The organism is Nakamurella sp. PAMC28650 (genome assembly GCF_014303395.1).
GTDB lineage: Bacteria > Actinomycetota > Actinomycetes > Mycobacteriales > Nakamurellaceae > Nakamurella.
Genome location: NZ_CP060298.1, coordinates 3174471 through 3196322, shown reverse-complemented (window position 1 = coordinate 3196322; position 21852 = coordinate 3174471). Strand labels below are relative to the sequence as shown.

Here is a 21852-nt window from a genome sequence, read left to right as displayed (position 1 = left end):
CCACCAACGTCCTTGACCCACACCTGCCCGCCCTCTCAGAAAGGCCTCTCGTGCTCAGATCATCAGGTCCACGGTCGTACCTGGTTGCCCCGTTCGCATGTCTCACGGTTGCAGCCCTTGCTCTTTCGGGTTGCTCGTCGAGCTCGTCCGGTGCTGCCGGCTCGTCCCCGTCATCCTCGGCCTCGACGGCCGCCGCCGCCGCCGCCAGCTCCGTACCCGCCGCGGCCGGGAGCCCGGCCGCCGCGTCCGGCTCGTCGGCGTCCTCCGCCCCGGCCGCGTCCAGTGGTTCCGCCGCGTCCTCCCCCGGCGCGACGGCCGGCGGATTCAAGGTCGACACCTCCAAGTGCGACGATCCGGCCTCGGCCACCAAGGTGATCACCGGGACCTACAAGATCGGTTACAGCGCACCGCTTTCCGGGCCCGTCGCCGGGGTGGTCACCTACGCGCTGGACGGCTACAAGGCGCGGATCGCCGCCGAGAACGCCAAGGGCGGCATCAACGGGGTGAAGATCGACGTCCAGTTCAAGGACGATGCGTACGCCCCGGACAAGGCCAAGGCCAACGAGGTGCAGTTCATCCAGAGCGATCACGTCGATTCGCTGGTGACCTTCGGCAGCGGTCCGGTCGGGGCGATGGCCGACGACCAGAACGCCGCCTGCATTCCGCTGCTGTACGCCAGTTCTTCGGTCCAGCAGTATCGCGACATCTCGCAGTACCCATGGACGGTGCAGTTCCTGCCGGCCGGCAACGCCGAGGCGAAATACGACATCGGTGTGATCAAGGCGAAGTTCCCGAACGGGGCGAAGGTCGGTATCGCCGAGAACCAGACCGCGTCCGGCAAGGGCGAGTCCGAGGCGTTCCAGGCGGCCGCCAAGGGTACGAACCTGACCATCTCCGCCATCGCGCCGTCGACCGATCCCAACGCTGCCGCCACCGCTCTCAAGGCCGCCCGCGTCGACGTGGTCTACACGGCAGGCATCACCACCGACTGCGGACCGGTGGTGCAGGCCCTGGCCCGCATCGGGTTCACCCCCAAGCTCGTCGTGAACCCGAGCAACTGCGCCGACGGCACGGCCTACGTCGCGGCCGGCGCGGCGGCGGACGGCAACGTGATCCCCAAGTACCTGAAGGATCCGGGCGACCCGGCACTGGCCGCCGACGCCGGTGTCGAGCAGTACCTCTCGGAGGTCACCACGGCCGACCGGACCAACACCATCACGGTGGCCGGCTGGCTAGAGGCGGACCTGACCATCAACACCCTGAAGCAGGCCGCCGCGTCGTCCAGCGGTCTGACGCACGTCGGCGTCATCCAGGCCGCACGTGACCAGTCCTACGCATCACCGATGCTGATCAACGGCATCAAATAGGTCAGCACCCCCACCGAGCTGACTGGTTTCAGTGCCTTCCAGACGTTCATCTGGAGCGCGGCGACCAAGACGTTCAAGGCCGACGGCGGATTGATCGACGTCAGCGGCAAGTGATCCGCTCCGACCGCGGTACACCGAACGACTCGACACCGAACGATCCGACACCGAACAGCTCGACAGCGTGAAAGGAGTTGCCCATGCCTGCCAGGAAGATGCACCCGCAGGACCGGATCGACGAATGGGTCGGACGCGGAGCCTGGACCGATGAAACGGTGCAGCAGTTGTTCCTGGACCGGGTGGCCGAGTTCGGCGACGACCCGGCCGTGGTCGACGCGCCGAACAAGCGGGATCTGGTCGACCTCGACCCGCGCCGGGTCAGCTGGAACGAGCTGGCCGTCGAGGTCGACCAGCTGGCCGCCGTTCTGCTGGCGTCGGGTCTGGGCGAAGGGGACGTCATCGCCGTCCAGCTGCCCAACACCGTCGAGCTGGTCTGTGCCTACCTGGCCATCTGGCGGGTCAGGGCGATCATCTCGCCGCTGCCCGTGCAGTACCGGCGTCATGAGTTGGTGGAGCTCGGCAACATCGGCGCGATCACGGCCTTCATCACCGCCGACCGCATCCAGAAACGTTCCGCGGCCGCCGATGTGGTCAGCATGATGCCCGACATCGCATCGCTCCGCACCGTTCTGCACTACGGCCCAGCCGTGGTGCCCGGTTCCACGGGGCTGGCCGCCGCGGTCGCCGGCCTGGACGATCACCATGCGGGCGGGGTGCAGGCCTACGCCGACACCCACCCGGTGAACCCGAACGACTGCATCACCATCTGTTGGACCTCCGGGACGGAGAGCCGGCCGAAGGGGGTCCCCCGTGCCCACTACGAGTGGCTGGTGATGAGCTGGGACACGGTCTACTCGCCGCACCTGACCCATGATTCCCGGATCCTGAACCCCTTCCCGATGGTGAACATGGCCGGTATCAACGGCATGTTGCTGCCGTGGCTCCGGGTGGGATGCCTGATGGTGCAACATCATTCCTTCGATCTGGCGGTGTTCCTCCGGCAGGTGACGGACGAGCGGATCACCTACACGCTGGCACCCCCGGCGGTGCTGGCCCTGCTGCTGCAGCGGGAGGAGATCCTTGCGGACGCCGACATCTCGTCCCTGACCAGCATCGGCTCCGGATCGGTCCCGTTGCAGGAGTGGATGGTGCGGGGCTGGCACGAGCGACACGGCATCAGCATCATCAACTACTTCGGGTCCAACGAGGGCATCTCCCTGATGACGGACGTCGTCCTGATGACCGACGCCGCCCAGCGGGCGCGCTTCTTCCCGCGCTACGGCGGCGGACGGGAGTGGAGTTTCCCCGCATCGAGGCAGACCACGATCAAGCTCGTCGATCCCGCCACCGGACGGGAGATCGACGAACCCGGAGTCCCGGGTGAGCTGCGGCTTCGCGGGCCCAGCCTGTTCGCCGGATACCTGGACGCCGCCCGGGTGCCGAGTCCATTCGACGAAGAGGGTTTCCTGCGGACCGGTGATCTGTTCGTGATCGACGGGCCGCACCAGGAATTCCTCCGCTACGTCGACAGGGCCAAGGATCTCATCATCCGCGGCGGGATGAACATCGCCCCGGCCGAACTCGAGACGATGATCGCCGGCCACCCGGACATCGCGGACGTCGCGGTGATCGGATACCCCGACGACGTGCTCGGCGAGCGAATCTGCGCCGTGGTGGTCCCGAGGCCGGGAAGATCGATCACGCTGCAGGACGTCGTCGACCACCTCGTCGCGCAGGAGATCGCCACCTTCAAGCTCCCCGAGCGGCTGGACCTGCGCAGCGAACTGCCACGCAACCCGGTCGGCAAGATCCTCAAACGAGAACTACGCGAAGAAGTGGGGCAGCGAGCATGACGGACGACGAGAAGATCGCAGTGGTCCAGGAGATCCTGGATTCCTGGTCGGCCCAGGACTGGGCCAGGGTGGAGGCACTCTTCGCTCCCGACGGGGTGCTGCAGAGCGTGATGAGCGAACCGGTCGTCGGAAGAGCCGCTTTCGCCGAACGGCTCACCGTGCTGGCCAGGGGGCTCGAACGGATCAAGTTGCACATCAAGGCGATCGGGATCATCGGCGGCCGCGTCTGGGTCGAGCGGGTGGACGATTTCGACACCAACGGCCATCACGGCGAGGTACCGGTGGTCGGCATCCTGTCCGTCGAGAACGGCATGGTGACCCAGTGGCTCGAGTACTACGACCGGGCAACGCTGCTGCGCGGCATGGGCGTCGTCCCGAGCCAGGACTTCGCCCATTGATCGCCTCCCCGGTGGACACGGCCGGCGGCGCACTGGCCAGATCGCTCGATCGTGGCGGCGGCCGGGTCGCACTGCGGGCCCACGGCCGGACCCGGACCCATCGGCAGCTGCTGGAGAACGCCAGCCGGTTCGCACACGCCCTAAGCGGCAACGGACTTCGGCCGGGCGACCCCGTCGCGCTGATGGTCACGGATCGGGTGGAGGCCGTCGAGGCCTATCTCGGGTGCCTCCTCGGCGGCTACCCTGCGGTGCACGTCAACGACCGACTGGCCGGCGCTGAGGTGAGCGGCATCCTGGCGGACGCCCGGCCCCGCGCCTTCGCCTACGCCGACGAACTCGGGCCGCGGATCGCGGATCTGGACGCGGTCGGGGACACCCCACTGGTCGTCGCGCTGGGCGAGCCGGCGGCCCGCGGTCACCTGCGGTGGAGCGACCTGCTGGACCGATCATCGACGTCGGTCCCCGAGATCCCGCGCAGTCCCGATGATCTGGCCATCGTCGGATACACCAGCGGGACCACCGGCAGGCCCAAGGGGGTGATGCACAGCCAGCGCACCCTGCTGCGGATCCTGCAGCACATGCCGGTGCACTTCGACATGCGTCCCCGCAGCCGGTGCGCCTTCACCGGCACGCTCTCGTTCGTGTCCGGTATCTGGGGTGTGGTGCTCCCCCACCTCTATCTCAGGGGTGAGCTCTCCTTCATGGCCGGGCTGGCGCCGGACCAGTGGTTCGACGCGATGGTTGCCGAGGGCTCCCAGTTCACCTACCTGCCCACTCCGCTGGCCGGCGAGTTCGTCGAGCAGGTGCGGCGAAGACCGGAAGTGCTCGAGACCTTGCGGGTGGCAGTGCATTCGGGCTCCAGTCTGCCGCCGGCCGCGGTCCGGCTTCTGGTCGAGGCGGTCGGGTCACGTTTTGCCGAGGCCTACGGAATGACGGAGACCGGCGCTCCGGTGACCAGGACCGAACACGAGGACTGGACCCCCGCCTGCCGCGCCCAGGACGTCTACGCGAGCGCCGGACGTCCCGTCCACCAGGCCGACATCGCCATCGTGGGGGCCGACGGCGCCGGCCTCGGCCCGGGCGAGACGGGCGAGATCACCGTCCGCTCTGACACCCAGTTCGTCGGGTACCTCGGCCGGCCGGACCTGACGGCCGAGGCCGTCCGGGACGGAAGACTGCTGACCGGCGACATCGGGAGGTTGGACGAGGCGGGCTATCTGTACGTCACCGACCGGGCCAAGGACATGATCGTCTCGGGCGGGATGAACGTCTATCCCGCCGAGGTCGAGGCCGCCATGGCCGGCCTGCCCGGACTGGCCGAACTGGCCGTGTTCGGTGTGCCCGACGAGCGCTGGGGCGAGACGGTGGTGGCCTTCGCGGTGGTCTCGGATCCTGGCCTGGACGAGGCGGCGCTGATCGACGCCGCGCGAGCGCGGATCGCCTCCTACAAGAAGCCCACCCGGGTCCGTTTCGTCGACACCCTGCCCCGCACCGCGAGTCTCAAGATCGACAAGCCGGCCTTGCGGGCGATGTGGGCACTGGGCACCTCGGACGCACCTGACGCCCGCCACCGGCAATCCCCGGATGACGGCCGCCGATGAGATCAGGAGGCGAGGTCGATGTCGCTGCACCGCTGCTGGTTCGCACATGCAACACTGTTAGTTGTAGTACCGATGGACGGTCGCCGGCAAGTGCCCACGGCCGGAGGAAACAACGCGGGCCATCGAGTGGACCAGGGAAGAGCAGTCGTGGGCGTACATCTCGAGGTCTCCCTCGGACTGTGGCAGGACCGTCCCCCCGAGGAGGTCATCCGCACCGCTGGGATCGCCGACTCACTGGGATATCGGGCGATCTGGATCGGCGAGATGGCCACCTGGGACGCCTTCGCGCTCGGGACCCACGTCGGTCGGACGTTCCGGCAGGCCGGCCTGGTACTGGGTCCGTTCGCGGTGGCCGTCCGCGACCCGGCGATGATCGCGATCGGCGTCGCCTCGGTCGCCGCCCTGACGGGCCGCAAGGTCTCCGTGGCGCTCGGCACGTCCTCGACCACGGTCGTCGAGTCCTGGCACGGTCGCGACCGCAGTCGGTCCGGTCTCGCGCTGGCCGAATCGGCCGGCGCGGTGCGTTCCCTGCTGGACGGCCGGAAGACCGAACTGGACGGAGAGGTCCTGCACACCAGCGGGTACCGACTCCGCTTGCCGCCCCCCCGGTCGGATCTGGTCATCGCCGCGTTCGGGGACCAGGCGATCAGGGCGGCGGCCCTGCACGCCGACACCATGGTGCTGAATCTCGTGGATCCGCCCTCCGTCCGGGCCCTGGTCACGAAGCTGGAGAAGGCGGCGGCCGACTGCGGCCGCCCGCGTCCACGCGTCGCGGTCTGGACGACCTGTGCGATCGATCCGGGCCCGCAGGCGATCGAGCAGATGCGCCGGGGGGTGGTGGGCTACCTGGCCGCCCCGGGGTACGCCGAGATGTTCTGCCGGGCCGGATATGCCGACCTCGTCGCCCTGGCCCGGACCCGGCCCCATCCCGGCGCACTGCTCGCTGCCGTCCCGGCCTCGCTCCACACGGTCGTCGGGCTGGTGGGGGGCCGCGAGCAGGTGGCGGCCAGGATGCGCGAGTACATCGAGGCCGGCGCCGACGACATCGTCCTGGTGCCGGCCGCCACGGACGAGGACCCCGCCGGGACCTACAGTCTCGGCGCCGCAGCCGACATCGGGCGGACGGTGATCGGCAGCTAGCGGTGGCCGTCCCGGGAGAGCGTCGCGACGACCAGGTCGGCGGCGTCCTGCAGGCGCACCCCGAGGTAGGAACCGGGAATCTGCGCCCTACTGCGCCTGGTGCTGAACGCATTGCCGGCCCAGAACACCGGTATCCCCCGCTCGTGGACCGCGGTGATGGACGCCAGGGCACGCCGCCGACCGGTGGGTAGGTGGGCGACGATGACCACGCCGGCAGCACCGGCGGCGACCGAGGCGGTGGTGAGCGACTCGGTCGGGACACGGGCACCCAGCACGCGACAGGGCCAGCCCCGGTGGCGCAACAGCAGAGCCAGTGCCTCCAGCCCGATGGTGTGCAGGTCACCGGGACCGCAGGCCAGGATGATCGGATTCATCGCGGTGGGTGTGGGCGCGAACGCACTTCGCTTGTCCAGCCAGGCTCTGGCCGCCTCCGTGGTGAGCTGCTCCTGGCTCAGGTCGCAGCGTCCCGCCATCCACCACTGCCCGATCTGCCGCATGGCCGGCAGCATGACCTCGTCGATGCACCCGTCCAGTCCCAGGACGTCGGTCGCTTTCGTCAGCTGGGCACGGATGCCGTCGGTGTCCAGCCGGTTCGAGGCCTCCAGCAGGTGCTGGATCAACTCACCGGCCGGTCCGGCCACGCCCAGCAGGGTCCGGACGGATTTGGCCGCCACGCTTGCCCTGGTGCCGCGGGCGATCTCGTCCCTCATCAGCCGCAGGGCGTGCATCTCCGGCTCGGTGTACCGGCGGTGCTTGCCCGGTGGACGATCGGACTCCGGGATCCCGTACCGCAACTCCCACGACCGCAACGTGGGCATCGGCACGTGCAGCGCCTGGGAGGCGACGGCGATCGGTACGCCGTGGCTCTCGGACTCGCCGGTCCCTGGCGGTGTGACGACGCTCATCGGCTCTCGGTTCTCCTCCTCATGCGGCTTCGCCGCCAACGTATTCCGGCAGGTCGCCCGTCAGGACCACGTCCTCTGCCACGCTTCTGAGCTTTCGGTTCCGACGCTGCGAGAACGTCCGCAGCAGTGCGAAGGCGACCTCGTAGGTGACCCGGCGGCGGGTCAGCAGGATCCCGATGGCGGCCCCGATCAGACGGTTGCTCTCCAGGCCGATCCGTAGGTTCTGTGCCGTACCGCGGAGCACGGCCCGGTCGATCGCCAGCGCCGCCAGCTCGGCGAACGCCGTGGCGTCGCCCCGATCGGAATCGGTCCCCGCCTCCGAGGTCTCGGAGAAGAATCGGAGCACCAGCCAGTCGTCGTCCGCCTCCAGAGCGATGTCCATCTCCCAGCGCAGCCCGGTCGCCTCGACCACGTCTCGTGCGTACCGGGCGCAGCGGTCCCCGGTACCCAGGTCGGTCACGATCACCGGCGCCGAAGCCGGGCAGCACAGACGCGCCAGACTGTCCCTGGACGCGGCGGCCACCCGGACCAGTCGTGCACTGAGTTCGGGGTCTCCGGAGTGGATCACCGACAGCTTCCCGGACGGGCCCACGTGCACGACGTCGACCAGACTGCAGCCCACCAACTTCGGGGCCAGATCCACTACCCGTGCGATCGAGGCAGAACCGTCGGGCTGGGCGGCGATGTCCCGGGCGAGTGTCGAAAGGCGGTCGGTGCAGACCGGCTCCGCCACCACCCCACCTCCACTACCCGACGTCATGGCACCAGGATGCCCAACCCGGGACGGTCAATCGATCATCAAGCTATGCAAGACCGAAAAAATCCGCAGAGCTTGATGACGGGGACCGCACCGAGGATCGCCGCGTGAGGAGCGTCGCAGCCCCCGACCGCCTCGTCATCAGGGCGAGCCGGCCAGAACGCCACGCCCCAGCACCGCCAGCAGGCAGCTCAGCAGTACCGCAATCACAGCGAGTCCGAGGGCCGCCGGCACCCCTGCCGCGTCGACGGCCAGGCCGGCGACGGCGGTTCCCGCGGCTCCCCCGGTCGTGCTGGAAGTCGACAACCAGGCCTGCGCCTCCTGATGGCGAGCGGCCGGCGCCACCCGATCGACGATGTTCTGCAACATGATCAGCGCCGGCGCGATGGCCAGGCCGGCCAGGAACAACAAGGGCAGGAGCGCCCACAGTGACGGACGGCCCGCAGCGATCAGGAACGGGACGGGGGCCAGTCCGAGGGCGAAGACACCCAGGGCCACCGGGAGCCTCCGCTGCTCGCGATCGTGCGTCGCCCTGGTCCCGTAGGCCAGTCCGCCGATCACGCTGGCACCGGCGATGGCCGCGAAGAGCAACCCCAACCAGCCCTGGTGACCGAGCACCTGGCGCGCGGTCGCTGCCAGAGACGTGTCGATGACGCCGAAGCCGATGGACAGGGCGGCGCTGATCACCAGCACCACCGGTAGCCCGCCGGCCATCAGTCGGCCCGGTCCCGATCCACCCGCTCTTGCTCGACCCGCCTCGGACCCATCGGCTTTCGCCCGACCCGACACGATTTCGCCCGGTCGACTCCGGCGACCATGCGGCGGCCGACGCCGGGCCGGTTCGGTGGCGCTGTAGGCGAGCCCACCGGCGGCCAGCAGAACGGCACTGACCAGCAGCGGCACCACCGGCGGGCTCACCACCAGCAGCAACGACAGGAAGAGCGGGCCTCCGACGAACAAGGATTCGACGGCCACCGCGTCCAGGGCGAACCCGGCCCGTCGTTCCGGTCCCTCCGGGACGACGAGGCGCCAGGTGGAACGCATGGCGGCGCCGAACGGGGGGAACGTCAGGCCGGCCGCGGCGGCCAGTGCGACCAGCCACACCGCGGGGGCACCGCCGACCGCCCCGAGGGCCAGCGCCGCGATCAGCACGGCGCTGGCCAGCACGGTCGGCACGATCACCCTCGCCTGCCCCAGACGGTCCATCATGCGCCCCCACACCGGCGCGCCGACCGAGGTTCCGACAGCGAACCCGCCGGTGACCAGACCGGCGATGGCATAGGAGCCGGTGACGTTCTGCACCAGGACCACCATGCCCAGCGGCGCCATCGCAATGGGAAGCCGCGCAACGACTGTGGCCACGAACGGACGAATCGCTCCCGGACGTCGGAGCACTGCGGCATAGGGGGCGACGACCATGGCCACACGGTCTCACGGACCGACCGGCCCAGATGACGGGTCCGGCCGGGTCCGCGAGGAACCAGCTCAGCCCGACTTCGCGGCCTGGTCGGACTTGGCTGCGCCGGCCTCCAGCGAGTCACCGGCGGGCAGTTCGTGGTGCCCACCGAACTGCTGGCGCATGGCCGAGAGCACCTGGTTCGCGAAGTGGTCCTCCCCGCGGGAGGCGAAACGCTCGAACAGGGAGGCAGCGAGAACCGGTACCGGGACCCCGATGTCGATGGCCGCCTTCACGGTCCACCGGCCCTCACCGGAGTCCGAGACCCGGCCGGCCAGCCCCTCCAGCTTCGGATTGGCCTGCAGAGCGGCCGCCGTCAGGTCCAGCAACCAGGACGAGATGACGGACCCGCGACGCCAGACCTCGGCGACCTTGGCGGTGTCCACGTCGAACTGGTAGTACTCCGGCTCCTCCAGCGGCGCGATCTCCGCGGAATGCTCGGCAGCCTTGATACCGGCGTCTGCGTTGTCCAGGATGTTGAGTCCCTCGGCGAAGGCCGCCATGATGCCGTACTCGATTCCGTTGTGGACCATCTTGACGAAGTGGCCCGCACCGGACGGCCCGCAGTGCAGGTATCCCTGCTCCTCGGGGGCCAGCACGCCGTTCCGGCCGGGCGTCCGCTCGACCTCCCCGACGCCCGGCGCGATGGTCTTCAGGATGGGCTCGATGGTCGCGATGGCCGTGTCGTCGCCGCCGACCATCAGGCAGTATCCGCGTTCGAGTCCGAAAACGCCTCCACTGGTACCGATGTCGACGTAGTGGATGCCCTGCTTGCGGAGCGACGCGGCCCGGCGCACGTCGTCGCGATAGTTGGAGTTGCCGCCGTCGATGATGATGTCGCCGTCTTCCAGCAACGTCGCCAGTTTTTCCACGGTCTCACCGGTGATGCCCGCCGGGATCATCACCCAGGCCACCCGCGGACGCTGCAGCTTCGCCACGAACTCCTCGAGGGTGGGGGCGCCGGTGGCTCCGTCCGATTCGAGTGCCGTGATGGAATCGGCACTGACGTCGTAGACCACGCAGTCGTGCCCATCGCGAATGAGCCGCCGCACGATGTTGGCGCCCATCCGACCAAGGCCGATCATTCCGAGCTGCATAACGGGGACTCCCTCTGACATGCCGTGCACAGCGGCACCGGTTCCGGTAGCGCTACCCCGGCGGGCGAAGCGGACAGGGTCAAGGCTAGAGCCTGACGATCCGGCGGCGTCCGTCGAGTCCGGACACGCCGGGACGACGATCAGCGCCGGTCGAGGATCGCCGCCGCGACGTCCGTCCCCGACCGCCACGCGCTCTCCACCCGCGGTGAGCCCTCCGGGCACCACTGGTCACCCGCGAACCAGATCTCCCGGCCGTCGGTCTCGGAGAATCCGCGGGTGGCATCGTGGCCGCCGGTCGGCTTCGCGAAGGTCCAACGGTGGGCGTGGGTCCAGTCCGGGGCTCCCACCCCCAGGAGGTCGCGCAGCCCGGCGACGACCGGCGCGACCGCCCGCTGCGGGTCGTCCAGGCACCTGGCGGCCAGACCTGCCGTGCTGTGCGCCACCAGCACCGCAGCGTCGTCACCCCGTCGTGCTCCGTCGTCGGCCACGAACTCGACGTCCGGATGTTCCTTGACGAAGGCGGCGTCGGCGAACGGCCATCCGCGATCGGCGAATCCGCACACCACGGTGATCACCGAGTCGTAGTCGACCGGGGACGGGACCGGGGCCAGCCGGCCGGCCTGCGGGTCTGGCATCGCCAGCACCACCGTGCCGGCCAGTTGGGCCAGGCCGGCGCGGTCGACATCGGTGTCGCCGTCCACCTGGACGCCCTCGAGCATGGTCCGGACCAGGGATCGCAGGCCCCCGGGCGTGGACCACCGGTCCGGCCCCGACTTGCTGGTGGGCGCCTCGCCCGCCGCGAGGATCCCGAAGGTGTTCGTCCACCGATGGGCCAGCCCGGCCGCCTCCCACCCACCGACGACCGTTTCGAAACCCGGGTCACGGACCGTGAAGTAGCCGGCGCCGATGTCCACACGGCGACCGTGCAGCACTGGTGAGGCCATCCTCCCGCCGACGGCGCGACCCCGGTCGATCACCCGGACACCGACCCCGGCGGCGCGCAGCGCGACAGCGCAGGCGGCCCCGGCGATACCGGCGCCGACGATGGTGACCGGAGGGACAGGCGAGGAAGTGCTGCTGGAATCCATGACTCATGGATACCCCAGCCGCGGCATCGAACACCCCGGAGGCCCCCGGACGCCCCCGGCCGCACCCCGGCCGGGGTCGGCACGGGCTCCCGCGGCGGCCTCTGGTGGCTTCCGTCACGATACGTCCGGGGTCCGGGCGCCCACCGGAAGTGGCACGCTGGAGTCGGTATGGCCTCCGGTTGCGACGTGCATCGGTGGAAACGGGTTCGCGGTGGAGGAGGCAGGCGTGCTGGCGTCGGACGGGATGGGAGGCATGGGTTCCCTCCCTGCGCCGGGGGCCGGGGCCGCGTTCACCGACTGGACCTTCACACCGGTGGCGGACGTCCTCGCCGTCGCAGTCACCCTGGTGTACCTGTTGCTGGTCCGCCACCTCCGTCTCTCCGGCACGAAATGGGCGACCGGCCGGATCGTCTCGTGGTGCGGCGCGATGGCGACACTGGTGATCGCGTTGGACAGCAGCATCGGCGTCTACTCCGACAGCCTGTTCTGGGTGCACATGCTGCAGCACCTGATCCTGATCATGGTGGTCCCCGTGCTGCTCGTCTGCGCCCAGCCGGTTCGCCTGCTGCACCTGGTGCGGGTGGCCGGGGGCGCGGCCGACGAACCGGTCCGCGCAGGGGTGGCGCGAAGGGTGCTCACCTCGCCGATCACGGCCATGGTGCTCTATGCAGCGGTGCTGGTCGGCACCCACCTCACCGGCTTCCAGGAAGTGATGACCACCCACGCCTGGGTGCACGATGCGGAAACCGTGCTCTACCTCGTCAGCGGGTACCTGTTGTTCGGTCCGCTCCTGGGCCACGAGAGGTGGCCCTGGCAGGTGCCCTACCTGCTCCGATTCGGCCTGCTCGCGGTGACCATGGGTGTCGACACGTTGGTGGGCGTCGTGCTCATGCTCAACGAACACGCCCTGGCTCCCGGCTTCGCACTCTCGCACCCGTCCTGGGGACCGGGAGCGCTGGCCGACCAGAAGACCGCGGGCGCCATCATGTGGTTCGGCGGGGACGGGCTGATGATGGTCCTGATGGTGATCACCGCCATCGAATGGGGACAGATCGCCAACGAGAACAAGGGCCTCGGCGGCTGGCTCGAGGGCATCCGGATGCGCGAACTGCTGGGTGACGAAGCGATGTCGATCGGCGACAATGCCGACGGCGAGGAGGTCGACCTCGACCAGCGAGCGCTCGACGCCTACAACGCCAACCTGGCCGCCCTGCACCGCAGCGGGGGCGAAGTGACGAGAGGGCGTCCACCCGTCTGAACCGGACGGGACAGGCCGGCGTCTCGTTCGTTCTGCTGACGTGGATCATCCTCGCGATCGGGCGGTGGTCAGAACACAGTGACGGGGGACGCCCGGCGACAAGTCGTACAGGGGCTTGATGTTCACGCTGGTTCGGTGTGGGGCGCGCAGTGAGCGACCCACCCGTCGCCGCGGCCGGTGTGGCCCGAGAATCAGCTGGATCCATAACCGTTCGCCGAACGTTCGCTGTGACGACGGATGGGACCCACGTGCGCTGCCAGGTGGTCCTCGAGCCGCCGGACCGCTTCCTTCAGCACCCGGCGGGTGACCGCGAGGTCGTTCCCGTCGGCGCCGTCGAATGAGACGGCCAAGGCCAGCGCGACGGGGTCGGGCAGTCCGATCCACAGGTTCTGTCCGGCCTCGGTAATGCTCAGCAACCGCTGGCGCTGGTCGACCGCGTCGGGTGTCTGGGTGACGAGGCCTTTGCGGACCAGGGTCGCGATGATGCCGCTCAGCGTCGCGCGCTCGATCTGCAGGAGCCGGCCGAGGTCGCGCTGCAGGGTCGGTCCAGCGTGGACGAGCTGGTGGAGCACGTACCACTGGGTCGGACCCAGGTCGTGCTCTCGCAGCGTCGATTCGATGAGGGCGCGCGAGGTGAGGTGGTACTTCTTGGCCCACGCCCCGACCGAGTCGTGCTGGTCCGCCTCGTCAGTCATCTGCCATGGCTACCACGGGATGGTGGTGTCCTCCCAGCCCGTGAAGGTGTTCGTCGGCCCGTCGGGGCCGAGGAGCGCGACGCGGACGACCTCGCGGGAGCCGTCCTGGACCGACTCGGTGCCTGCGAAGTTGTTGAGCGCGGTGCTGGTGAAGCCCGGGGACACGAGGTTGATCTTGATGTTGGTCTGCTCGAGCTCGATCATCATCGCCAGCGTCATCGCGTTCTCCGCCGTCTTCGACGCGGCGTACCCGGGTCCGTAGATCGTGCGGTAGGGAAAGCTCGGGTCGGCGTTCGAGGCCAGCGACCCCACCCCGCTGGACACGTTGACGATCCGAGCGTCGGAGGACGCGCGCAGGAGTGTGAATCGCCAAATTATTTGGCACCTTATCGCCACGCTAAATGGCCGCAATCCCCCATGCCCGTCCGGCTTGGCGGAGCACTGACTGCCCCATTTATGCAGGTCAACGGGCCGCGGAGCCGTGATGGCCCACGTCGGGGCGGACAAATAATTTGGCGAAAGCGTGCCATATAGCGTGGCAACCGACAGAACAGCGCCGAGATCCGTTGCTCTGCTTGTCGGTGAGTAGATCCGCACCGGTCGACAGGGTTCGGCGAGCTGAATACAGTGGGCCGCCGGCGCGGCCGCGGTGGCCCAGGGTCTGCTGCTGCACTCGGCGGCGGCAGTGCTCCAGGCAGTCACCGGCTAATACTATTCGGCGGCGTGCGATTAACATTGCCGTGGCCGAGCAATAATTGGTTCGAGTTCGGCCGCTGAATAATTACAGACCGGCTGACTGAAGTAGATTGAAGGCCGTACTAAGCGTCTCGCGCGGGACCACCTCACCCAAATGATGCATCTCCCGCAGATCTAGAGCGCAAAGAAGTCGTGTTCTTAGAGCGGTCATGGGAGCTGATTGATCAGCGGGTCGACAGATAATAAAGTCGGGATGTAGTAATGCAAGTGCATCGAACGAGCGACCTACGATGCGGAGCCGAGTCAAGGGTCGGGGTCTCGCCAAACCGATGTCCGCTTGATTCCAAGTGGACATATTCGGCAAGTACGTATCTATGTAGCTGATAGTAAACTCAGCTATCCTGCCAGCTAGGGCCAGGTTATTTTCAATAGCAACAGCGGTCATGTAAGATAGCCAGAGCCAAGGTATATCTATTATTTCAGCACTGATTGAGATAGATTGTAGCCCCATTTCCAGCATTGCCTCAGTGCGGATCCGCCCTCCCGCGAGGCCAATGGCGGCTAGAGCGGCCCACATAGGCTCGTTTTCCCCCCGAGCCGCCGCGTACCGAGCCAGCAGGTCATCGATTTCGCGCATTTCGTTTATGGGAATATATTTCGGTTCGGCATTAGTCATAGTAAGGAACTTCCTGGTGGCTTATAAACAGGATCAGATAACGAGAGAGGTTTGTCAGTAAGAAATTAATAGAACTCCCCATGAACTAGGAACGGCTATCATCGGCGATACCCGCCACCGCCACCGCCACCGCCACCGCCACCGCCACCGCCACCGCCACCGCCACCGCTAACCTCAATGTAACCTCAATGTAACCTCAATGTAACCTCAATGTAACCAGCCGGTAGGCTGAATGTCAATTGGTGAGCAGCCCGGTACTTCCCGGACTTGGACCCCCAAGTAGAATTGCCGGAAAGGATCGGAGAAATGGTGAGCAAGTTTCGAGGCAAGTACACCCCGGAGTTTCGGGATACGGCCGTGCGGGAGGTGACCGACAAATCTCGGCCCATCGCTGACGTTGCTCGCGAACTGGGCTTGGTGGAGCAGACCCTGCGGAACTGGGTGGCGGCCCATCGCGAGCGTCACGGCGGCGACACGCAGGAACTGACCGTGTCGGAGCGGGCGAAGCTGAAGGCGTTGGAGAAAGAAGTGCGTGAGCTTCGTATGGAGAACGAATTTCTGGGAAAAGCAACGGCCTTCTTCGCCAAGAAATCGCAGTGAGCAGAAAGTATGCATTCATTGCGAGTGAAGAAGGCCACTACCCGCTGCACCTGATGTTCCGCTGGGCGAAGGTGTCGAAGTCCGGCTTCTACGAGTGGAAGGGTCGCGGGCCGTCCTACACCAGCCGGCGCCGCACCCATCTTGCTCGGCTGATCACGGCGTTGTTCGAGGCCTCCGATGGGACCTACGGCTACCGTCGGGTACACGCTGACCTGCTGCGATCGGGCTATTGGGCTGATGACGACACGGTCCGGCAGATCATGCGGGAGCTCGACCTGGTGCCATGCCAGCCCCGTCCGTTTCGGCCGGTCACTACCATCGCCGGCGACACCGGTCAGACCCCTGACCTGGTAAAACGGCACTTCAACGCGGTCGTGCCGGGTACGAAGCTGGTCGGTGACATCACCTATATCCCGACCTGGGAGGGCTGGCTGTACTTGGCGACCGTGCTGGACTGCGCTACGAAGAAAGTCGTCGGCTACGCAATGGCAGATCACATGCGGGCATCGCTGGTGGTTGACGCTCTGAAAATGGCCGCACGTAATGTCAGGATTGTTCCCGATGTCAGCATATTTCACAGTGACCGCGGAAGCCAGTACTGCTCTCAGGACTTCGCTGACCTCACTACCCACCTCAAAGTTCGTCGGTCGGTAGGACGAACTGGTGTGTGTTATGACAATGCTTGGGCAGAATCATTCAACGGCACACTGAAAGTGGAAAGGGTGAATCGTACTAGTTATCCGACCCGTGAACAGGCGGAGATGGACATCACGCGGTACATTGAATTAAGATACAATCAGGTTCGGTTGCACTCGGCGCTGGGATACATTACGCCCAACGAAGCAGAGCAATGGTGGTTGGCCAACAACTCCGCAGCGTAGTAGTCACCGTTCTACAGTCCGGAAAACGGCGGGCGGCTCATGGAGTTGGTGACGGCGCGGGGTGTGAATCGCCAAATTATTTGGCACCTTATCGCCACGCTAAATGGCCGCAATCCCCCATGCCCGTCCGGCTTGGCGGAGCACTGACTGCCCCATTTATGCAGGTCAACGGGCCGCGGAGCCGTGATGGCCCACGTCGGGGCGGACAAATAATTTGGCGAAAGCGTGCCATATAGCGTGGCAACCGACACCGGAGCGGCTGCATCAAACTGCCGGCTACTCCCACGTCACGATCGTCGATTCTGGCCGGCTCGCCGTGCTAGCTGGACAATGCCCGGTCGACCGCGACGCGCATCTTGTTGGCCGCGGAGACGTGCTCGCCCAAGTCGATCAGGTTGTCGCGAACGCCGAGGCGGCGCTCGCGGCAGCTGGGACAGCCGCAGCAAGTGTCATTCGATCCGTGATCTACGTCGTCAGTGACGATCCCGGCGTGCTGTCTGCGGTGTGGGATCGCTTCACCAGATTGGAAATCGGTGAAGCGTTCACCACAGCCAGTACCCTGTTGGCGTAACAGCGCTCGGTTACCGCGGCCGATTAGTCGAGCTCGACCTCACTGCCGCACTGCCTGGTTGATCCTCTCCCGCAGCGTCCGATAACCGAACGTCCTACGGTCAACTTTCCGCCCCTTGGCGGTGACGCCAACGCCACCGGCGTCACCGCAACGGGATCTCCCTCCGGGCGGCTCAGGGTCAGTCGAGGTGTCAGGTCGTTCGGGAGCGCCATCGTGCGCGACAACCGCTGCGGGACAATGCGGTGGTGCTTGATCCCGAAGAGGGCCTCAATCCGGATGGAACGATCCGCACCGGTGTGCGCCGCCAGAGGGTTCCCGCCGAGTTCGAACCGGCAGTGCTTGCGGTCATGGAAGCATTCGGTGAGCTCTCGGATGAGTGTGCCGAACTGCACCTTTATGGCTCGGTGGCCACCGGGATGGCTCAACTGGGCACATCGGACGTGGACCTGGTGGCGATCGGCGTTGCCGAGCGATGGGCACGCGAGATCGGCGCCGCCCTGTCGACACGGTTCGCGACCTTGTGCCGGGGCGTCGAGATAGGCCCAGGCCGGCCAGCGGACTTCAGCGGAGAGGACGATGCGGCCTACGGGAATCGGGTCTTCTTGCGCCACCACTGCGTTCCGCTGGCCGGACCAGATGTGCTGCGTAGGGTTGAGCCGTTCCACGGCGATGCTCGGGCTGCCCGCGGCTTCACGGAGACATCGGTCGGTGCTTGGAAGCTTGGCGCGCCGGTGCCCACCCGAGGCGGGTGGCCCGCAAGACGTTACTTGCGGCGGCCGGTGTCATCAGCGTCCACGACAGAACCTGGACCACAGACCGCTACAGGGCGGCGCGCCGTTGGGCAGAACTCGACCCCGACCGTTCTGATGACATGGTTCGGCTCTTTGCCTGGGCAGAGGGTCGTGTAGTTCCGTTGGCGGCAGAACTGGATGCGGCACTCGAGGAGAACGGAGTTGTGGAGGTTGTAGTTGGCCGGTTCGCAACGGAGGTTGGCCTGTGGCCCGACGCCGCCGAGTCGGGTTCGAATGATTAGGCCTTCTGCCGGGCTTGTCGCCGGGTGACCGGTCAGGGAGCTGGGGGGTCGGCGCTTGCCCATCATCCGTCGCCGCAGACCGATCGGCTACCGGTAGGCGATCCCGTTCGGTTTACGTGACGTGGCGCGGGCTGCGGAACTTGTCGGTGGCGCGGATTACAGCGTCGGTGAAGCCAGCGCCGCCGTGTCCGGCGTCGTCGAGGACGACGAGTGTGCTGGCCGGCCAGGATTGGTGCAGGCGCCAGGCGGTGTCCAGTGGTCCGGATATGTCGTAGCGGCCGTGGATGAGGACCGCGGGGATGTCGGCGACGGAATCGATGCGGGCCATCTGGTCGCCGTCGGGCAAGAAGCAGTAGTTGCCCCAGTAGTGGGTGACGAGCGTGGCGAAGAGCAGGCGGAACGCTGGGTCGGCGTAGCGGGGGTCAGGGGTCCATCCCGGCATGAGTGACACGTGGGTGTCCTCCCAGGTGCACCAGGCTTCGGCTGCCTGCTGTCTGACGACCGGGTCGGGGTCGGCGAGCAGGCGGGCGTATGCGGCGGCCAGATTGCCCTCGCGTTCAGCCGAAGGCACCATGGCGATGAATTCAGCCCACTCCTGCGGGAAGATGCGTCCCATGTCGCGGACGATCCAGTCGATCTCGTGTTGGTCGGCGCTGGTGACTGCGGCCAGCACCATCGCCTGTACAGCTGCGGGGTGTCGTTGTGCGTAGGCGATCGCAAGGGTGACGCCCCAGGAGACACCGGCGACGACCCATTGGGTGACGCCCAGGTGTGCGCGGAGCTGTTCGATGTCAGCGATCAAGTGGGCGGTGGTGTTGGTCGACAGGTTCGAGCCGGGCTCGGTGGCCAGTGGCCGACTCCGACCACACCCACGTTGGTCGAACAGCACCACCCGGTAGGTATCGGGGTCGAAGTTGCGGCGGGCACCGAGAGATGCGCCGCTACCGGGGCCACCATGCAGCCACACGGCGGGCGTTCCGGCCGGGTTTCCGCACGTTTCCCAATACAACAGGTGCCCGTCGCCGACATCCAACATGCCGGACTCGTACGGCTCCACAGGTGGATAACGGACCATGACTGAGCAGTCTGCTCTCTCTGACCTGATATCAGCTCCGGTACCACGGGCGTCTCGCTGTGCGATCGCTGACCGGTCAAGGATCCTCGATCGGGATGGCGGACTGAGTCAGCGACTACGGGTATTCGACCCTGAAATGCACCACGTCGACGGTGTCCTCGTCGCTGATTTGCGGGTAGTGCATCCTCAGGCCGGTCTTGAGATCGTCGGCGACCTGACCGCCTTCAAGTTGCGCGTCTTCATCGCTGAGCTCCTCGAACCGTTTGGTGCGGATGACCTCTACGAAGCCGGGGAGCCTTCGGTACTGGTCGTCGAACTCGAAGATGAGCCAAGCCGGACCGATCCGACACGGGTCGTCCAGGCGTGTGGTCGCGGTCTTTCGGCCCTGCCTGATGCTGTCGTAGTAGCGGGGGCTGAATCGGATGAAGCGGTCAGGGTTCGCGTCGGGGTTTTGGTAGGCGTAGGGCAGCAGGTGGCGGGCGTTGACCAGTTCCGGCGCGTCGGGCGTCGGGACGATGACATGGCATCCCGGATGCTGGTCTAGCAGCACCTGCCGGCACCGTCCGCAGGGGGCGAGCACGCCTCGCCCGCCGTCGCCGACCGCGACCATGGTCGTGAGTGGGCCGGCGCCCGCCGCTGCCGCGACTCCCAGCACCACCAGTTCGGCGCAAGGTCCGCCGGTGAAGTGGTAGTTGTTGACCGCGGTGTGGATGCGGCCGGTGGTATCCATCGCCGCTGCCGCGACCGTGTGGTTGGGGTCGCCGGTCAACGCCTGCGCTTGTTGGATCGCCGCGTCGAGCACTCGAAGCTCTAATGGAAAAAGCACGCAGTCAGTGTGACATCAGCGCCGTAACGGGCGGGGGTCATCGGATGGGCGGAGCGTGCCCGCAGCGGGATCGTCAACCGGATCACGATCCCGGTCCGCTTGAGGATCGATACCCACCACCCGGGCGCCCGCGCCCGCAGGTCATTCGGACTGGCCTCGCATTGGCGCAGGCGAAAGCGCTGCTGCCGACAGCCAGATATCTCAATCGCGCAGATAGAACGGCTTGCCCGGCCGGTTGACGAGGTCGCGGACGCGTGAGAGTTCTCGAAAGGTCACCGGACCAAAGACGCCGTCGACCCCGAGTCTGCGGTGCTCTTGAAACTGACGCACCTGGTCACCTGTTTCAAGTCCGTAGATTCCGTCGTCGGGAAGCTGGTAGCCGAGGCCCCCGAGTAGAGCTTGCAGCTCGACGACGTCGGCGCCGGCCATCAATGACGCGGGGTCATATGCAAGTGATCGCGAGCCGAGCGACCACCAGTCACCGACATCGCGGGGCTCCGACATGCACCTCAAAATACAGGCGTGTGTGAAGCCACCAGGTTCTGTGGGGGGAACGGCCGGTGCCCTGTGTGCCTGGACGACTCGGGTGGCACCGAAATTCAGGATCGCTCCCGGGTCCGCAAGCCGAACCCTGACCGATCACTGGACAACCCGATGACGAGCATCACCGCAGCGGGATCCCCCCGCAGCTGCTCGGCCTGATTCCACAGTGGAGCGCCCTCCGCCTGTGAAGGCATCCGGAGCCGACTGCGGTTAGCCAACTGGATTGTGATCCATGGCGCGACGCCACAGAACCGTCGTGTGACAGTCTGAGTCGCATGAGGCAGTCTCGCGCTGAATGGGCGAAGCGGTGTCGCGCTTTCGCCGTGCGGCATCCGTGGCTCTTCGCGACCGTCCTCAGCGTCGCAGGAGTCGCAGCCGCGCTGCTGATGGAACTGCTCTGGGACCGCACCATGATCAGGTGGAGCAACACGATTCCCGCGACGACGCTTATCGTTTCCGCCTTCGCTATGACCTGGTTCGGTCAGAGGAAGGCGCGCAGGGAAGCAGCCAAGGACGGCGGCTCGTAGCTGGCCCCGTAGCCTGGCTACGCCACCGGCGCCGCCAGACCGGTGAGGCCGGCCCGTGAGCCGAACCCTGTGCGGGCCATTTGGCAGCAACCTCATGCACCGCCGCGGTCCCACGGCGGTGCATGAGGCCGCACGGGTCATTTCTCAGCAGCGGCCAAGTGACGCTGTTCCGCCCTATACACCGTGGAACGGCCCACCCCGAACAAGTCGGCAAGCTCCGCGGTGCTGTGCTGCCCAGCCTCGAACAAGGCGACCAGATGCGCCTCCTGACGCGGGTTCAGCTTCGGTTGCTTACCCCGCAGCCGGCCCTTCGCCTTCGCGACCTTCATCCCCTCCCGGGTCCGCAACCGGATCAAGTCCGACTCGAACTCCGCGATCATCGCCAGCACGTTGAACAGCAACCGGCCGACCGCATCGTTGGGGTCATACACCGACCCGCCAATGTTGAGCTTCACCTGCCGGGCAGTCAGCTCGTCGGCGATGGCCCGCGCATCAGGCAGCGAACGGGCCAGCCGGTCCAGCTTCGCCACGACCAGGGTGTCGCCCTCCCGACACGCCGCCATCGCCTCCCTCAACCCGGGGCGGTCCCGGTTGGTACCGGTCAAGCCATGATCGACGTAGACCCGGACGGCAGCGACGCCCAACGCGGCGAGTGCGTCGCGTTGGGCGGTGAGGTCCTGCTGCTCGGTGGAGCAGCGGGCATACCCGATGAGAAGCGCCGCCATGGCGCACCTCCTGTGATGGGCCGGGCC

The 21852-nt window shown here is 67.1% G+C and carries 18 protein-coding genes and 3 pseudogenes; 9 read left to right on the top strand and 12 right to left on the bottom strand.

Annotated features, from left to right (window positions below; translation table 11 throughout):
• Nucleotides 1-50 precede the first annotated feature (50 nt).
• From H7F38_RS14465 to H7F38_RS14445, 5 genes are all read left to right on the top strand, one after another.
• Nucleotides 51-1367, top strand: a complete 1317-nt coding sequence (locus H7F38_RS14465; RefSeq protein ID WP_187090528.1) for an ABC transporter substrate-binding protein — start codon at nucleotides 51-53, stop codon at nucleotides 1365-1367.
• Nucleotides 1368-1564: 197 nt separating this feature from the next.
• Complete coding sequence (locus tag H7F38_RS14460) at nucleotides 1565-3277, top strand: class I adenylate-forming enzyme family protein (protein ID WP_222618078.1); 1713 nt, start codon at nucleotides 1565-1567, stop codon at nucleotides 3275-3277.
• Nucleotides 3274-3675 carry a limonene-1,2-epoxide hydrolase family protein gene (locus H7F38_RS14455; protein WP_187090527.1) on the top strand — a complete coding sequence of 134 codons (402 nt, stop codon included), beginning with the start codon at nucleotides 3274-3276 and terminating at the stop codon, nucleotides 3673-3675. The genes H7F38_RS14460 and H7F38_RS14455 overlap by 4 nt, the downstream gene beginning before the upstream one ends.
• Nucleotides 3672-5276 carry a class I adenylate-forming enzyme family protein gene (locus H7F38_RS14450; protein ID WP_187090526.1) on the top strand — a complete coding sequence of 535 codons (1605 nt, stop codon included), beginning with the start codon at nucleotides 3672-3674 and terminating at the stop codon, nucleotides 5274-5276. The genes H7F38_RS14455 and H7F38_RS14450 overlap by 4 nt, the downstream gene beginning before the upstream one ends.
• Before the next feature lie 147 nt (nucleotides 5277-5423).
• Nucleotides 5424-6416 carry an LLM class F420-dependent oxidoreductase gene (locus H7F38_RS14445; protein ID WP_222618077.1) on the top strand — a complete coding sequence of 331 codons (993 nt, stop codon included), beginning with the start codon at nucleotides 5424-5426 and terminating at the stop codon, nucleotides 6414-6416.
• On the opposite strand, the gene H7F38_RS14440 is transcribed toward H7F38_RS14445, so the two are convergent.
• From H7F38_RS14440 to H7F38_RS14420, 5 genes are all read right to left on the bottom strand, one after another.
• Complete coding sequence (locus H7F38_RS14440; protein WP_187090524.1) at nucleotides 6413-7321, bottom strand: B12-binding domain-containing protein; 909 nt, start codon at nucleotides 7319-7321, stop codon at nucleotides 6413-6415. The two genes, H7F38_RS14445 and H7F38_RS14440, sit on opposite strands and share 4 nt — an antisense overlap.
• Before the next feature lie 19 nt (nucleotides 7322-7340).
• Nucleotides 7341-8081 (bottom strand): ANTAR domain-containing protein, encoded by a 741-nt coding sequence (locus H7F38_RS14435; RefSeq protein WP_187090523.1) that lies wholly within the window; start codon nucleotides 8079-8081, stop codon nucleotides 7341-7343.
• 138 nt (nucleotides 8082-8219) lie between these two features.
• Nucleotides 8220-9497: an MFS transporter gene (locus tag H7F38_RS14430; RefSeq protein WP_187090522.1), complete on the bottom strand. Its 1278-nt coding sequence runs from the start codon at nucleotides 9495-9497 to the stop codon at nucleotides 8220-8222.
• A 66-nt stretch (nucleotides 9498-9563) separates the two neighbouring features.
• Nucleotides 9564-10631, bottom strand: a complete 1068-nt coding sequence (gene gnd, locus H7F38_RS14425; RefSeq protein ID WP_187090521.1) for a phosphogluconate dehydrogenase (NAD(+)-dependent, decarboxylating) — start codon at nucleotides 10629-10631, stop codon at nucleotides 9564-9566.
• A 140-nt stretch (nucleotides 10632-10771) separates the two neighbouring features.
• Nucleotides 10772-11719 (bottom strand): NAD(P)/FAD-dependent oxidoreductase, encoded by a 948-nt coding sequence (locus tag H7F38_RS14420; protein ID WP_187090520.1) that lies wholly within the window; start codon nucleotides 11717-11719, stop codon nucleotides 10772-10774.
• A 253-nt stretch (nucleotides 11720-11972) separates the two neighbouring features.
• On the opposite strand from H7F38_RS14420, the gene H7F38_RS14415 reads away from it, so the two are divergent.
• Nucleotides 11973-12977: a cytochrome c oxidase assembly protein gene (locus tag H7F38_RS14415; RefSeq protein WP_187090519.1), complete on the top strand. Its 1005-nt coding sequence runs from the start codon at nucleotides 11973-11975 to the stop codon at nucleotides 12975-12977.
• A 191-nt stretch (nucleotides 12978-13168) separates the two neighbouring features.
• Here the strand turns inward: H7F38_RS14415 and H7F38_RS14410 are convergent, their stop codons facing one another.
• The 3 genes and pseudogenes from H7F38_RS14410 to H7F38_RS14400 all read right to left on the bottom strand — a co-directional run.
• Complete coding sequence (locus tag H7F38_RS14410; RefSeq protein ID WP_187090518.1) at nucleotides 13169-13672, bottom strand: MarR family winged helix-turn-helix transcriptional regulator; 504 nt, start codon at nucleotides 13670-13672, stop codon at nucleotides 13169-13171.
• A gap of 9 nt (nucleotides 13673-13681) precedes the next feature.
• A pseudogene (locus tag H7F38_RS25620) lies at nucleotides 13682-14032 on the bottom strand (SDR family NAD(P)-dependent oxidoreductase); the annotation flags it as partial.
• A gap of 211 nt (nucleotides 14033-14243) precedes the next feature.
• A pseudogene (locus tag H7F38_RS14400) lies at nucleotides 14244-14384 on the bottom strand (ISL3 family transposase); the annotation flags it as partial.
• Between the two features lie 969 nt (nucleotides 14385-15353).
• On the opposite strand from H7F38_RS14400, the gene H7F38_RS14395 reads away from it, so the two are divergent.
• A protein-coding gene (locus tag H7F38_RS14395; protein WP_187094410.1) for an IS3 family transposase occupies nucleotides 15354-16525 on the top strand; the annotation gives its coding sequence in 2 pieces (ribosomal slippage) (nucleotides 15354-15606 and nucleotides 15606-16525; 1173 coding nt in all).
• Nucleotides 16526-16757: 232 nt separating this feature from the next.
• Nucleotides 16758-17158, top strand: a pseudogene (locus H7F38_RS14390) (RidA family protein).
• Nucleotides 17159-18241: 1083 nt separating this feature from the next.
• Here the strand turns inward: H7F38_RS14390 and pip are convergent.
• From pip to H7F38_RS14375, 3 genes are all read right to left on the bottom strand, one after another.
• Entirely contained in the window at nucleotides 18242-19165 is a 924-nt protein-coding gene (gene pip / locus H7F38_RS14385; RefSeq protein WP_370531253.1) for a prolyl aminopeptidase, read from the bottom strand.
• A 154-nt stretch (nucleotides 19166-19319) separates the two neighbouring features.
• A complete protein-coding gene (locus H7F38_RS14380) occupies nucleotides 19320-20030 on the bottom strand; it encodes an ASCH domain-containing protein (RefSeq protein WP_222618074.1) in 711 nt (236 codons plus the stop codon).
• 201 nt (nucleotides 20031-20231) lie between these two features.
• Nucleotides 20232-20534: a peptidoglycan-binding protein gene (locus H7F38_RS14375; RefSeq protein WP_187090516.1), complete on the bottom strand. Its 303-nt coding sequence runs from the start codon at nucleotides 20532-20534 to the stop codon at nucleotides 20232-20234.
• Nucleotides 20535-20848: 314 nt separating this feature from the next.
• Here H7F38_RS14375 and H7F38_RS14370 point away from each other — a divergent pair, with 314 nt between their 5' ends.
• Nucleotides 20849-21100, top strand: a complete 252-nt coding sequence (locus H7F38_RS14370; RefSeq protein WP_187090515.1) for a hypothetical protein — start codon at nucleotides 20849-20851, stop codon at nucleotides 21098-21100.
• Nucleotides 21101-21237: 137 nt separating this feature from the next.
• On the opposite strand, the gene H7F38_RS14365 is transcribed toward H7F38_RS14370, so the two are convergent.
• The gene (locus tag H7F38_RS14365; RefSeq protein WP_187090514.1) at nucleotides 21238-21825 is read right to left on the bottom strand and encodes a recombinase family protein; all 588 of its coding nucleotides are present in this window, start codon (nucleotides 21823-21825) and stop codon (nucleotides 21238-21240) included.
• Between the last annotated feature and the right edge of the window lie 27 nt (nucleotides 21826-21852).